This window comes from Mycobacterium sp. NGS61, from assembly GCF_059812325.1.
This window is the reverse complement of record NZ_JCALCL010000020.1, coordinates 1-13,539: the sequence shown is the minus strand read 5'-3', so window position 1 is coordinate 13,539 and position 13,539 is coordinate 1. Positions and strand designations below refer to the sequence as shown.

Sequence of the window (13,539 nt, the reverse complement as noted above, 5' to 3'; positions counted from 1 at the left end):
GCGGCTACGGGGACGCGGCACCCGCAGCGTCCTGCAACACCTGCTGCAACTTGTTGAGTGGATCTCCCTCGGTCGGATTGAGCCGACGTGCCGGGGTGTCGCGACTGTCGGGTACCGCGAGGGGCGCGAGCGGCGGCGGCAGGGGCAGTAGCGGCGGCGGCGGTGGCGGTGGCGGCGGTGCCGCCGGCGGCGGGGCGTTCAATGCAGCCTGCTTGGCGGCCAGCCGGCTCGCAGCGTCGTGGCGGATGGCCTGCCGCTGCAGGTTCACGTCGCTGTTCCCGGCAAAGCAACCCTGGGGCGCACCGTCGACGATGGTCAACGCGCTCGCATAGCGTTCTTCGGCGCGGGCCCGGTCCCCCGCCGCCGCGGCCCGATCACCCTGCGTCTCGCGGACCAGTTCGAGGTTCACCCGCACCGGGCAGGAATCGTCGGCATCGGCGCGGGACAGGGCGGCGCTGAAGTGGCGGTCGGCGTCCTCGAGACGGCCGGCGAGCACGGCGGCGGCGCCCGCGGCGAACGGCGCCTTGGCCGGTTCCACGATGTTGGCCACGCCGAGCACCTCCGCATCGGTGCGCACCGCATTCCCGTTCCGGCTCGCGTAATCCGACACAGCCGAATTACCCAGCACGACAACCGATATCAGCTTGACGGCGATCAGCAGCGCCAGCAAGGTCAGCGGTGCCGAACAGATCAGCAACCGTCGCCGCAGCCGCAGCCGGGCCGGCCTCACCATGACACATCCCGTCGGGCGATGCGGCTGCGCCGAAAGTCGCGGACCGATAGATAGATCTCGCCCAGCAGCAGCACCGCTGCCAGCATCGTCAGCAGCCAGTACAGTTCGATCCGGTCGACGGCCGCCGGCCGGATGCCGGTCTGCGGCAGGGTGGGCCGGAAGGGCTGACCGGGTTCCCGGTGTTCATACAGCACGCCGAGCTGCGCAGCGAGTTGCCGCAGCTTTGTTTCGTCGATCGCGGCGCTGCGGCCGTAGCCCAGCACCAGCCCGCCGTCCACCAACCCGCGGGCGAGGTCGAAGTCGGCCTGTGCCGCGGGTGTTCCGCCAGAACCGAAATACAACACCACGTTCCGGGAACCGGGATACTGCTGCGCCGCCTGCAACAGCTGATACCGCAGCACATTTCGGGCCGCACCCGCGGCTACGCCCTGCCCGTCCGGCGTCGGCACGGAACCCAGCGCCGCGATCGTCGGACGCAGGCTCCACACATCCTGCGACAGTGGCCAATCGAGCGAGGCCCGGGAACTGAAGGTGATCAGCGCGTATCGTGCCGCAGGATATTGATCGATCAGCGCCGCCATGTCGTTGTGCATCCCTGTGACGCTGGAGTCCACGGACCGGTCGACGACCAGGAACACGTTGAGATTCGCGCCGGCCGCGCCCGGACCGCGGTGCGTCTCCTCGCCGCGGATTCCCGGGCGGGTGGTCGCCGCAAGGATCAGCAGTACGGCCAACGTCACAGCGCTCCAGCGCAACATTGCGGATCGACGGGTTCCATAGCTCACGCTCAGCACCAACCGGAGTGCCACCGCGCGGGCCAGAACGAGCGCCGCGATCACGACGGCGAGGATCGCCCACGGCAGCACCGGCTGAAACGTCATCGGCGCAACACCAACAACGCCACCGAGAGTGCGGCCGCCGACACCATGGCGATCACCAGCGGCACGACCGGTGCGTCCGGAAAGTCTCCGGTCACCACCGTGCCGTCGGCCAGCCGCGCCGGCGGGGTGTTGGACCGAATCTGGTTGAGAACCTTGGGAATCTCGCTCACCGAGCCCGGTCCCGGCACGAGGTAACGGCCCCCGGTCTGCTGGGTGAGCGCGAGCAGCGAACCGCTCGAGCGCGACGGCGCCGTGTCGATCACGTTGAGCTGGATGCCCGCCCGCTCCACCAGACCGCGCACCCCGTCGGCGGTGAACAGGGCGGCGCGCGGTTCGCCCGCGGCCCGCAGATCGGAGGGGCCGAGGTAGATCACCGACCGTCGCCGCAGGCCGCGTTCCTCGAGCGTCGGGAAGCCCGAGATACACAGCGCCAGAACATCTTCCATACTGGGGGCGTAATCGATGTAGGGCACTGGTGCCGTGAACGACGCCTGACGCGCGCGGGCGAATTCCGCGAACCGCTCGGCGGCGTAGGCGTAGTCGCGTGTCAGCGGCACCAGGCGACGGTTGATCGAGGTCAGTCCGATGCGTTGAGTCTGATACGTCGAGATCTGCCGGGCGAAGTTATCGAGCAGTTCGGCCGTCGCCGCGTCGGGGACGGGTTGGCCGACACACACCATAATGTCCTCGGGATGAGCGGCGTCGAAACCCTGTCCCGCTCCGGTCGGACGGGCCGATGTCCAGGTGGCGGCGCCGAACATGACGGTCAGCAGCAGCAACGTCAGAACGGTCGACAGCGAACGCAGCCGGGCCACCTTCGCGTACTCGGGCAGCCGGGTCAGTCGTGCGACGTTGGCCAGTGGACGCAGCCGGCCGCGGGCAGCGGTCATCGGCAGCAGCGCCGCCAACACCACTGCGGCGATCAAACCGGCCAGGCCGACAGCGGCCACCGGCCACCACCTCACGTCCACGAGCGGATCAACTCCTGCGCCTGGGCGCTCACCTCGGCGACGTCGATCTGGGACTCGGCGTTGAACTGCGCATCACCGAGCCGGATCAGCAACGGCGCCGCCGGTGCCAGCTCGCCGGCGGCGATGGCGTCGACGTGCAGGTACTGGGCCCGGTCGCCGGTCGCTTGGTGCAGGAAGCTGCGGACGGTCCGGCTGATCGCCGCACATGCCGCCGCGGCGGGCAGCCGCCCGGCAACGTGCCTGTCACCGATGCCCCGCACCCGTCGGGCGAACCGGTGACGGATCAGCCGCGCATGCACATGACGCACGAACGGGATCCGCCGCAGCCGCTCCGCAGGCAGCGTCCACACGAAGATGCCCAGATACCAACCTATTACGGCCAGGATCAGCAACACGGCCCAGCACAGCCACCACGATGAGTAGGGCTGCGGGCCAAAGACATGGCGTAACAGGTCATCCGGCACGGGCGGCCGTCTCGGACAGGGCGACGAGTTCGCGCCGGATGTTGTCGCTGCCGGCGATCGTCGCGTGCGCGATCGCGTGACCGGTGAGGAACGCATCGAGGCGGTCCCGGCGAGTTTGCTCGGCACGGCGGTAGGCGGCGACCACCCGCGGGCCGAGGTCGGCGCCGTTCAACACGAATCGTCCGGTGGCGACATCGAATCCGTCGGTGTTGTCCGGACCGACGGCGGGCATGTCCGCCACCATCGCCCACATGATGTCGTGCCGCGCGCTCAGCTCGGCCAGCAGGCTATCGAGCTGATCGTCGACCTCGGGTTCGTCAGACACCACGATGATCAGCATGCTGTGTCGGTAATGCGTTGCGACATAGTCGAGTTGGGCGGTGATGCGGCTGGCGCCGGGGTCGGTCATGGTGTGCTGATACCACCGGTGCAGCAGTCCTTCGATGTGCGGCTCGCCGCGCCGCTGGGGGATGTTCACCGAGCCGCGCCGGTCGCCGTAGACCATGCCGATCTGATCGGAGCGACGCAGGCCGATCAGTCCCACCGCACCCATGGTGTGCGCGGCCACGTCGCGCTTGTACTCCCCACTCGGAGCGAGTGCGGTCATGTTGCGGCCGGCGTCGGCGACGAGCAGGATCTTATGGTGTTTCTCCGAGACGAACCGTTTGATCAGCACGCTGCCCGAACGTGCCGAGGCTTTCCAGTCGATGTCCCGGACGTCGTCGCCGGGGACATACGGGCGCAGGTCGTCGAATTCCATGCTGCGCGTGTGCAACAGGGTGTAGCGGCCGCCTTCGAGTAGGCCGCGGGTGTCAGTGCCGAAGTGCGCCTTGGCCTGGTTGAGATGCTTGCCCACGATGAACCGCCGGCAGCTCAGGGGACCCGGACGGTCCGCATCGCGGCGTCGATCACAGACTCGGCAGTGACGTTGTTGCTGGCCGCTTCGAAGCCGAGGATGAGCCGGTGCCGCAACACCCGGTGGGCGAGCTTGGCGATGTCCTCGGGCAGCACGTGCGCCCGCCCGGCCAGTACCGCCCGCGCCCGCGCCGCCTTGCAGAACGCGATGGTGGCGCGCGGGCTGGCACCGTACTCGACGAGGCGCGCGATCTGCTTGGGCAGCGTCTGCGCCGGGTGACGGGTGACATCCACCAGCTGGCTGGCGTAGAGCATCAGCGCACGGTCCATGTGCACGCGGCGCACCACGTCCTGCAGGCGCAGCACATCCTCCAGATTGACCACCGGCTGGGCGGGCCGCCGCTTATCGTAGAGACCGGCGTCGATCCGCGCCATCATCTCCACCTCTTCCTCCGGAGACGGGTAGCGCACGATCTCTTTGAGCAGAAACCGGTCGGTCTGCGCCTCGGACAGCGGATAGGTGCCCTCCTGGTCGACGGGATTCTGGGTGGCGATCACCAGGAACGGCTCGCTGATGGGGTGCACCTGCCCGCCGATCGTGGTCTGCCGCTCCTCCATCGCCTCCAGCATCGCGCTCTGGGTCTTCGCGCTCGACCGGTTGATCTCGTCGAGCAGCAGGAAGTTGGCGTGCACCGGACCCAGTTGGGTGACGAACGAGCTGGTCGACGAATCGTAGATCTGGGTGCCGATGATGTCGCTCGGCAACAGGTCAGGGGTGCACTGGATGCGCCGGAACCGCCCTTGGACCGAATCGGCGAGCACCTTGGCGGCGGTGGTCTTGGCCAGGCCGGGCACGCTCTCCAGCAGGATGTGGCCACCGGCGAGCAGGCCGATCAGCAGCGATTCCCGCAGGTTGCGCTGCCCGACGATTTTGGCGTCGAACGCCTGTGAGACGGCATCGACGATTGGCCGGATGCTGTCGATTTCGCGTTGATCCGGTTGCGTCCGTGCTGTAGTCATACGCTCGCATTTATACCCGGGCGCCTGGTGTTCACACGTGAGTCGCCTCGCTCCCCGCAGTTCGGGTTGAGCACCACACCCTCGGGTATGCGTGCCGACGTGATGATCGGCACGCACCAGCAACCGGCCGGCAGCCAACTCGGGCCGTTCGGGCGGGTCCTGTTCGCGGTGCTGCTGTCGGCAGGGTGTTCGGCTGATCCTCCGCATCCTGCTGTCGGGTCTGCGCCCCCTGCTGCGGCTGCCGGCACGCTGGTGTCCACACCGGTGGGCGTGCCCGCCGCGCTGGCGCAGGCACCGCTGGACCAACCGCGGCAGGCGCTGGTTCCCGACGGCTGGACGATGTCGGTGTGGGCGCGGGTACCGAAGGCGCGGCTGGAGACCTGGACTCCGGACGGCGCGCTGCTGGTGTCGGTTCCGGCGAGCGGGCAGATCGTCAAGCTGACCCCGAAACCCGGGGCGGCGCCGCACCAATCGACGTTCTTGGATGGGCTGCACCAGCCGCACGGCATGGCGTTCGCCGGCTCGGCGTTGTATGTCGCCGAGAGCGACCGGATCGCTGTCTACGACTATGTCGACGGGCGGGCAGTCCACGCCCGGGTCGTCGCAGGAGGCCTTCCCGACGCGCGCAGCCCCGATTTGCAGGGGGCCTACGCGCATGCGTTGAAGAGCGTGGCCGTGGGACCCGACGGTGCGGTCTACTTCTCGATCGGCTCGACCGCCAACATCTCACCGCAGGATCGCGCGGCCACCCCGCCCAGAGCGACGATCATGCGCGTTGCGCCCGGCGGCGGCCCGGCACAGCCGTTCGCGACCGGCGTGCGCAACGGAACCGGCCTGGCCGTCGCCCCGGACGGTGCCATCTGGACGGCGGTCAACAACCGCGACAATGCACCCGACCCGGCGGGCCATGTCGACGCCGGGTACGTCAACGACCATCCGCCTGAGTCGCTGGCCCGCCTGACGTCGGGCCGGGAGTTGGGCTGGCCGTTCTGCAATCCCGACGGCGGCCCGGCCAACGTGCCGTTCATCCGTGACTTGACGACTAATACAGACGGATCCCGATTGGACTGCGCCGCACTGCCTGCGGTCGAGCAGAGCATGGGCGCGCACTCGGCTCCGCTGGGTCTGGCCTTCACCGCCGGCGTGCTGCCGCAACCATATGCCGACGGCGCGCTGGTCGGTATCCACGGTTCGTGGAACCGGCAGCCGCCGCGAGCGCCGGAGGTGTCATTCTTCCCTTGGCACAACGGCACTCTCGGCAATCAACAGACGCTGGTCGGGGGCTTCCAGAGCGGCGACGGATCGCGGTGGGGCCGCCCGGTGGCCGCGGTAGTCGGACCGGACGGCGCAGTGTACGTCACCGACGACGCCGCCGGCGCCGTCTACCGCGTGGCTCCGCCGGGCCGATAAGTGTTGGGGGCCAGGCAATCAGCGGGTCAGCAACGCCAGGGCCGCCTGTTTGAGCCGGCGCCGCGGCCAGTTCAGCGCGCCGTCGCCGGCCAGGGCGGCCTTGGCCGCGTTGTAGCCGCACATCCCGTGCACGCCGCCACCCGGGTGCGTGCCGGCACTGCCCAGGAATATGTTCTGCACCGGCGTGTGCGGCCCGCCGAATCCGGGTGCGGGACGAAACACCAACTGCTGGAACAATTGTGAGGTACCACCGTTGACAGCGCCGGTGTGCAGGTTCGCATCGCCGGCTTCCAGGTCGGACGGACGTTGAACGGTCTTACCGACCACGCGAGCGGCGAAACCGGGCGCATACTCTTCGAGAACGCGGTCCACGGATTCGGCCAGCTGGTCGGCGGATGCGTCATCGGCGCGGGCACGCGGTAGATGCGTGTAGGCCCAAGCGCTTTCGGTCCCGGCCGGTGACCGACTCGGATCGGACGTGGTCATCTGACCGAACAGCATGAACGGATTCCGCGGCACCGTCCTGGTGTTCAGATCGGCCATCCATCGAACGAGACCGTCGCGATCCGCCCCGACGTGCACGGTGCCCGCCTCGTTGAGGCTCTTCGATCGCCACGGGATCGGCGCGTCGAGGGCATAGTTGACTTTCAGCACCGGTGTGTCCCAGACGAACCGCGACATCGCCGCTGCCACCGCGCTCGGTACCGAGTCTTCGGGCAGCAGCTCGTCGAACAGCATCGGGGCGGACGTATCGGCGATCACCGCGCGCCGCGAGCGCACCGTACTGCCGTCGGTACAGCGCACCGCTGTCGCGCGACCGCCCCGCACCTCGATGGCGTCAACCGTTCGTCCACAACGGATCTGGGCCCCGGCAGCACACGCGCGTGCGACGAGCGCGGCGGTCAGCTGACCCGCTCCCCCGACGGGCACCGGATACCCGCCGTCCTGGGCCAGCATCACCAGCATGTAGCCCATCAGGCCGCTGGCCGGGGCGTCGATGGGCACATCGGCGTGCATGGCGTTGCCCAGAAACAACAGTCGTGCGGCCTCTCCCTCGAACAACTGCTCCACCAGGACGCCGGCAGGCAGCAGCAGTTGATGAACGAACTGCAGCGCCTCCGCCGTCCCCAGGGTGCGCAGCAACCCCACCGCCGGACGAACCGGGGGAAACGGCGCCAGCAGCGCGCCGAGGAACGGTTCCTTGATGCGCTGCCACTGGGCGAAGAGTTCACACCATCGGGCGCCATCCCCGGGGGTACGGCGGTCGAGTTCGGCAGCGGTGCGGTCGATATCGCGATAGATCAGGGGCGCGTCGTCGTCGGCTGCCGAGCTCGGATGGCCAACCACGGCTGGGGCGTGTGACCACCGCAACCCGTGGTCCTCCAGATTGAGGTCACGCAGCCCCGGCGAGGCAACCGACAGCGGATAAAAGGCGCTGTACAGATCGCTGACATAACCCGGGAACAATTCGGCGCTCTTGACCGCGCCGCCCGGCTCCTGCTGAGCCTCGAGCACCACCACGTCCCAGCCCGCGTCGGCCAGGACCGCGGCAGCCACCAATCCGTTGTGCCCGGCGCCGATCACCACGGCGTCCGCGACGGTCATTGACCTTGCTCAGGCTCAGAACGTCGTTCGGCAAGCGCGGACAATCGCGCCAGGCACTCGCGGTTGCGCGGCCACGCGGCGGCCAGGGCCAGCCGCCGCGGGATCAGCCGCAGCGGACCGCCCAGCGGCACCTCGGCCATCTCGATCAGACAACCGCCGCTGTCGGTGTCGGACAGGCGCAACGTGATTCGCGCGCCACCGAAGGGGCGCCCCTTGGCCAACAGCACGAGTTCGGTGACCGGTACGCAGACTTCGACTTCGGTCTCGTCGTTCAACGCCACCGGCCACACCCCGATGGTGTGGTGAATGAGGCTGCCCGGCGAAGGCCAGTTCGGGTCGACGGCACGCATCCGGCTGTTGCCCACGACCCACTGCGAATACGTCCATCCGTCGGCCATCACGTCCCACACCTGGCGGCGCGACGCAGTGGTCTCGCGCCGTACGGTGAGCGCGCTGTCAATTTCGGCAGGTTCTTTCATCGACCGATCACTCCTTCAATGTCCTCCGAGAGGGCTGACGATCAGCCGGTTGGCTGCCGCCTTCCACGAATCGGGCAGCACCATACCGGCTGCGCCCATCGCCTTCGACGACAGAGATGCCGCCACGACCTTCTGCTTGCCCGCCATCAGCGCCCGGTAACCCTGCTCGGCGACGCGGGCCGGATCGTCTTTCGGGATGAACCGCCCGAGCACGGTGTCGAGCATTCCCACCCTGCGGAAAAAATTCGTGTCGGTGGGCCCCGGCATCAGCGCGGTCACCGTCACGCCGGTGTTGCGGAACTCGTCGTGCAGCGCTTCGGCGAAGGACTGGATGAACGACTTCGACGCGTTGTACATCGTCTGATGCGATCCGGGCATCATCGCCACCACCGACGAGGTGAGCAGCATCTTGCCTGCGCCGCGCGTGGCCATTCCGCGCAGCGCCAGCTTGGCCAGCTGGACCGTCGAGCGGACGTTGAGGTCGATCACGTTCATGTCCCGGCTCAGGTCGGTGTCGACGAAAGGTCCGGAGTCGCCGGTGCCGGCGTTGAGCGCAACAACATCAAGGTGACGGCCGTCTTCGGTCGCGTCGCGGTACAGCTGTTCGACTTCGTCCGGTTGGCGGAGATCGACGCGGACCGCCCGCACGTCGACGCCCTTGCTGCTCAATTCTGCGGCGGTGTCGTGAATCCCGTCGTCGTCAGCAGCCAGAACGAGGTCGTACCCGTCGCGGGCGAGGAGCTTCGCCAGCTCGCGGCCGATGCCGCTGGAGGCGCCGGTCACCAGGGCCAGCTGTGCTGTCATGCAGCCGGGCTACCCGGCGGCGGGCCGACCAAACGCTCCGACGTCGGTCGGAGGCTGCGTCAGCCCTATACCGGGAGGGGCGGGCGCGGCGATGCGTGTTGTTCGTAGCGCGTCAGCGACGCCATGCGCGGATACAGGATCGCCGGACCAAGCCACCGCGCGACGAAGCTGCGGAGGGAGGCGGCTTCCGACCGCCCCTGCCTGGGGTCGATCAGCAGGGATTGCACTGTGCGCAACGTCATTTCGGCCAGTTCACCGCGTGCGGCGGCGTCGAAGCCGTGCAGCTTCCAGTCGACGTCGAGGCGATCGAACACCGACAAGCAGAAGGCGATCGCCGTGTCGGAGGTCAGCGAGGTGACGGCCTCCCCCTCCTGTCGCCGGGTCAGCAGGGTCTCCAGCTGCGGATCACCGGAGAGATTCTCCACTCCGAACGAGACGCACTCCACAACAGCGGTGGCCGGGTCCTCGATTCCGCGGGCGTGTGCTACCACCTGGTCGATGAAGCCGTTGACCGCACGCATCGAGCTGGCGATGAGCAGCGCGTCGGCGTTGGGAAAGTAGCGGTACACGGTCTGGCGGGTGACTCCGAGTCTGCGGGCGACGTCGGCAAGGCGTATCCCCGGTCCGCGCTCGGCAACCTCGGCGTCGACCGCCGTCAGAATTCGCGAGATCGCCTCGTCGTCCGACGACGGGGTCGAACCCGCCCAGCCCCGACTACGCATCGGCGGCTACCAGCCTGTCGCTGGTGAACTCGATCGGAAGGGTCGTCGGACCGGTCATCCCGAGCACGGATTTCCACGGCGCCGGACCGGCGCGATGGGGGGCGGGCAGCCGACGGGTGAGGACGATGAGCGCTTCGGCCAGTTCCCGGCGTGCGAGGTTGGCCCCGAGGCAGTAGTGCGCGCCGCCGCCGAAGGTCAGGATGGCGGGAACGTCCTTGCGTGTGATGTCGAAGCGGTCGGCATCGGCGTAGATCGCTGGATCCCGGTTGGCTGCAAAGGTATTGGCGAGTACGAAGGTTCCGGCCGGGAACAGGTAGCCGGCGAACTCGACATCGTCAACGGCGGCTCGGGGCACGATGCAGGCCGCCGGAGAGTGGCGCATGCTCTCTTCGACCGCCTGCATGGCAAGTTCCGGGTGATCGCGCAGCTTCGCCCACTGGTCGGGATGTTCGCAGAGCACCTGGACCGACGCCGCCAGCTGGTTTCGTGTCGTGTCCGTTCCCGCCATCAGGAAGCCGGACACCAGCATGCGGAGCTCGTCGAGGTTGAGCCGGTCGCCGTCGCTTTCGGCTCGGATGAGTTCGGAGAGCAGGTCCTCGGTGAGGTTGTTTCGGCGGGTGGCCACCATGTCGTCGACGTAGGCGTCCAGTTCGCTCCAGGCGCGCATGATCGCGGACTCGTCGAAGTTGGCATCGGGCTGGAAGTTGAGGGCTTTGAAGACCTCCTCGGTCCAGTCCGCGAACAACTGCCAGTCCTCGCGTGGGGCGCCGAGCAGCGCACACATGATCGGAGTGGGGTACCGATACGCAATGTCGGTCACGACGTCGCAGCGTCCGGCGTCCATCACCTGGTCGATGAGCCCGTTCACGACTTCGTGGATCGTGTCCTGCAGACGCGATGTCGCGCGCGGCGTGAACGCCTTGGCGACCAGCTTGCGCAACCGCACATGCGGTGGGCCGTTGAGGCCGAGCAGGCTGTTCGCCATCTTGTCGTACAACGGGCCCGACGTGATGCCCTGGGCCGCCAACGTGATACCCGGTGGCAGGCGGAATCTGTTGTCGCGCAATATTTCCCGGGCGAGATCGTAGGACAGAATTTCCGGGCCGAGGGGGCCGATCGCGATCGGAGCACGCGACTGCGCCGCTCGGACATCCTCGAGAATGTCGTGCGGAGTCGCGGTGAGGCTGTAGTCGAACCGCGGGAGACCGGCGTCGAAGACGTTGGGCGTGGGGCGGTGCGCGTTCATGAGTCTCAACTTCCGTGGGCTGCCCAGACGGGATCAGGTACAGACGTTTATACCTGCAATGTATGACCATCGCCGGGGAACAGTCAACCTTTCGCTCGTCGTTGGCCCTGTAACGAGCACATGGTCATACATCCATTGGATGAACGTCCCGGCGTCGGTGCAGCGCTTACGAAGCCCGCTGAGGACCACTGTCCGGGTGCAGCCTCTGCAGCGGACCACCGGCGACTGTTGATGGCGCAACTGTGCTGTGACCGTTAATGATCGTTACCGCAATTGTGATTGCGCGTTCCTATCGTGGTTTAACGAGAGATCCGGTTTTTCACCTCAACCAACGCCGATCGCCACGTGTAGGGCCTAGGGGGCTGACATGAGTACCGCATTCGCTGATCCAGTCGCAGGTCATGCAGCACACGTACCCGACGATGTCGCCTTGGCGGTCGCCAGACTCAACGCTTTCGCCGGCGGAAGGGAAACCGCCGAGACACGGGCGCGTTGGCAAGTCGACGAAGAAGAGATCTTGCGCGCGTCGATCACGGTGATCTTGATAGCGCTCACGACGGTGATCGCGGTCGCCGTGATCGCGATCCTGACGATGGGTTAGCAGCAGGTACGAACCGCACGCTGGTGCATCAGCGGCTTGAGTCGCTTTCTCTGACAACGCATATCGGGTTGCCGCGTCGTTCGCGACACGTGGCGATGCCGTCGTGGTAGTGACCGATTGCTCGGCTCCCGGGGGCGGACCAACAAATTTGACCTGTCACGGAACGATGCCGTTGCACAACGGATGTGGGCCGTCGGCATTGCCTCCGGTGCTGATGTGGCCGCCACTGCTGACGCTGTACATCGCCTCCTTGCCGAGGAAAAAGGCGTCCATTTCGCTCATCCCGTAGCGGCTCATCAGCATATTCTTCAGCCCTGCGGTGTAGTCGGCCCCGCTCGCAACTGCTTTGCAGGCGAACGTGACCGCTTCAGGACTCCAGTTGCCGCAGACCTCTCCCGTCGCTGTGTCACACACCCAGGTGTGGTGTTCGCGCCAATCACCCTGCTGCCCCTCTGTTCTAGGGGGCGCTGCGCGCAGGGAACTCAGCGTCGGCGCCGTCGACGCGGTCGCAGGAACAGTTGACGCGACGCTTGGACGGGCCTTCTCGTCATGGTGGTCAGCCCACGGTCGCCAGAAGGCCGCACTTCCGACCAGTAACCCGAACACCATCGCGGCGGCCAGCGCCAGCAGTACCTGCGATCGCCTCTGGGGCGCCGATTCAGTCATTGAGGGGCCTCTTGCGTTAGTGCTGTCGGGGACGTCCCACGGTTGGCAACGTCCGGCGTCGTGAACTCTATGGCAAGTCCCAGAATCGGCGAAACAATCTTCGGGTTTCTTGGCGAACTGCGCAGCGGCCCTTCGGCAATTGTTCGATCTTCGAGAACTGTATGACGTGGTCGTCATTTACACTCCGAAGCTATGCCCCCCGCATCTCAGGTGCGGCCCGCCTGGGCCCCCGGTGCCACACTGAGGGCAGTCTGGGTTACCGCCCGGGAGTCATCAGAATGGATCGCCAGCCATACCAACAAGTTACTGATCGCACTCGGATCGACGCTTGACATACCTGGGTGGGAAACACCCCAGGGCGAGCTATGGGCGGGAACGCTAGAAGCGTTGGCAGAGATAGTGATTAAGCACGTAACGGTAGGCACATTCGGCGGCCCGGAACCGGAAAGTGGCTATCGCTTCACCGTATCGGGCACTAACCAGCGACTGCTGCTGCACGTGCACATCTCTGCCGGTGCTAAATCGAGAGGCCGACGGGTCCCTCTACACACCGTCTCCATTGACATCCGTGAGCTGATGTTCGGCGGCGTCACCTCGATCGTTGGTGACACGGTCTGCGCAGCGGTTGCCGAGACGTGGAACCCGTTGGCCCTCAGTCTGTCCGACCTGCTCGTGAACCGCACGGCCAGACGTGGCGGCTGGAAGATCCCCGTCGGCTACCGAACCTGGTTCGACGCACAAGTCGGAACAATCAGTCAGCTGGAGCAAGGACTGACCGCCACCGAATTAGCAGGTGGCACGCTCATCTCAGCGCCCGATGACTGGCCAGCAGAGAAGGTCGTGGCAGCGATGACGTCAACGCTAGCCGCTAGCGGCCTCGACGAGGTGCCCCGCCAGCGAATACCCTCGCGGTAGGCCACCCGGGCCCTCGCCAGGCGTTCAGCCTCCGTCAACCCTTGAACACCATGGCAATAACTTCATTGGAATGCCGCAGCTCCGCTTTTTGCACGAACTCGGCGATGTCTGGTACTGCGTGCGGGATATTCAGCTCAACTACCTGCTCACCGGACGGTCCGCGCTTG

At 67.0% G+C, this 13,539-nt stretch carries 15 protein-coding genes; 3 read left to right on the top strand and 12 right to left on the bottom strand.

All coding sequences use genetic code 11. The annotated features are described in order from the left end of the window. Positions 1-4: 4 nt before the first annotated feature. From AC5Y3Z_RS24710 to AC5Y3Z_RS24685, 6 genes are read right to left on the bottom strand one after another with little or no spacing between them, the layout of a single operon-like run. Complete coding sequence (locus AC5Y3Z_RS24710; RefSeq protein WP_463828788.1) at positions 5-733, bottom strand: hypothetical protein; 729 nt, start codon at positions 731-733, stop codon at positions 5-7. Continuing rightward, positions 727-1,614, bottom strand: a complete 888-nt coding sequence (locus AC5Y3Z_RS24705) for a vWA domain-containing protein (RefSeq protein WP_463828787.1) — start codon at positions 1,612-1,614, stop codon at positions 727-729. Before AC5Y3Z_RS24705 ends, AC5Y3Z_RS24710 begins: the two co-directional genes overlap by 7 nt. Beyond that, positions 1,611-2,564, bottom strand: a complete 954-nt coding sequence (locus AC5Y3Z_RS24700; protein ID WP_463828786.1) for a hypothetical protein — start codon at positions 2,562-2,564, stop codon at positions 1,611-1,613. Before AC5Y3Z_RS24700 ends, AC5Y3Z_RS24705 begins: the two co-directional genes overlap by 4 nt. Before the next feature lie 11 nt (positions 2,565-2,575). Further along, positions 2,576-3,049, bottom strand: coding sequence for a hypothetical protein (locus AC5Y3Z_RS24695; RefSeq protein ID WP_463828785.1), 474 nt, complete (start codon positions 3,047-3,049; stop codon positions 2,576-2,578). Then, the gene (locus AC5Y3Z_RS24690; protein ID WP_463828784.1) at positions 3,039-3,905 is read right to left on the bottom strand and encodes a DUF58 domain-containing protein; all 867 of its coding nucleotides are present in this window, start codon (positions 3,903-3,905) and stop codon (positions 3,039-3,041) included. Before AC5Y3Z_RS24690 ends, AC5Y3Z_RS24695 begins: the two co-directional genes overlap by 11 nt. 17 nt (positions 3,906-3,922) lie before the next feature. Beyond that, on the bottom strand, positions 3,923-4,924 hold the full coding sequence (locus tag AC5Y3Z_RS24685; protein ID WP_463828783.1) for an AAA family ATPase: 1,002 nt from the start codon (positions 4,922-4,924) through the stop codon (positions 3,923-3,925). Between the two features lie 102 nt (positions 4,925-5,026). On the opposite strand from AC5Y3Z_RS24685, the gene AC5Y3Z_RS24680 reads away from it, so the two are divergent. After that, complete coding sequence (locus tag AC5Y3Z_RS24680; RefSeq protein ID WP_463828816.1) at positions 5,027-6,334, top strand: PQQ-dependent sugar dehydrogenase; 1,308 nt, start codon at positions 5,027-5,029, stop codon at positions 6,332-6,334. 18 nt (positions 6,335-6,352) lie between these two features. Here AC5Y3Z_RS24680 and AC5Y3Z_RS24675 read toward each other — a convergent pair whose 3' ends face one another. From AC5Y3Z_RS24675 to AC5Y3Z_RS24655, 5 genes are all read right to left on the bottom strand, one after another. After that, positions 6,353-7,939 (bottom strand): phytoene desaturase family protein, encoded by a 1,587-nt coding sequence (locus AC5Y3Z_RS24675; protein ID WP_463828782.1) that lies wholly within the window; start codon positions 7,937-7,939, stop codon positions 6,353-6,355. After that, entirely contained in the window at positions 7,936-8,418 is a 483-nt protein-coding gene (locus AC5Y3Z_RS24670) for an SRPBCC family protein (RefSeq protein ID WP_463828781.1), read from the bottom strand. The genes AC5Y3Z_RS24675 and AC5Y3Z_RS24670 overlap by 4 nt, the downstream gene beginning before the upstream one ends. A 15-nt stretch (positions 8,419-8,433) precedes the next feature. Further along, positions 8,434-9,222: an SDR family NAD(P)-dependent oxidoreductase gene (locus AC5Y3Z_RS24665; protein ID WP_463828780.1), complete on the bottom strand. Its 789-nt coding sequence runs from the start codon at positions 9,220-9,222 to the stop codon at positions 8,434-8,436. 65 nt (positions 9,223-9,287) lie between these two features. Then, positions 9,288-9,944, bottom strand: coding sequence for a TetR/AcrR family transcriptional regulator (locus AC5Y3Z_RS24660; protein WP_463828779.1), 657 nt, complete (start codon positions 9,942-9,944; stop codon positions 9,288-9,290). Next, the gene (locus AC5Y3Z_RS24655; protein WP_463828778.1) at positions 9,937-11,190 is read right to left on the bottom strand and encodes a cytochrome P450; all 1,254 of its coding nucleotides are present in this window, start codon (positions 11,188-11,190) and stop codon (positions 9,937-9,939) included. Before AC5Y3Z_RS24655 ends, AC5Y3Z_RS24660 begins: the two co-directional genes overlap by 8 nt. Before the next feature lie 367 nt (positions 11,191-11,557). On the opposite strand from AC5Y3Z_RS24655, the gene AC5Y3Z_RS24650 reads away from it, so the two are divergent. Continuing rightward, on the top strand, positions 11,558-11,791 hold the full coding sequence (locus tag AC5Y3Z_RS24650; protein WP_463828777.1) for a hypothetical protein: 234 nt from the start codon (positions 11,558-11,560) through the stop codon (positions 11,789-11,791). A 156-nt stretch (positions 11,792-11,947) separates the two neighbouring features. Here AC5Y3Z_RS24650 and AC5Y3Z_RS24645 read toward each other — a convergent pair whose 3' ends face one another. Further along, positions 11,948-12,457 (bottom strand): hypothetical protein, encoded by a 510-nt coding sequence (locus tag AC5Y3Z_RS24645; protein WP_463828776.1) that lies wholly within the window; start codon positions 12,455-12,457, stop codon positions 11,948-11,950. A gap of 387 nt (positions 12,458-12,844) precedes the next feature. Here AC5Y3Z_RS24645 and AC5Y3Z_RS24640 point away from each other — a divergent pair, with 387 nt between their 5' ends. Beyond that, on the top strand, positions 12,845-13,372 hold the full coding sequence (locus AC5Y3Z_RS24640; RefSeq protein ID WP_463828775.1) for a hypothetical protein: 528 nt from the start codon (positions 12,845-12,847) through the stop codon (positions 13,370-13,372). Positions 13,373-13,539 lie beyond the last annotated feature (167 nt).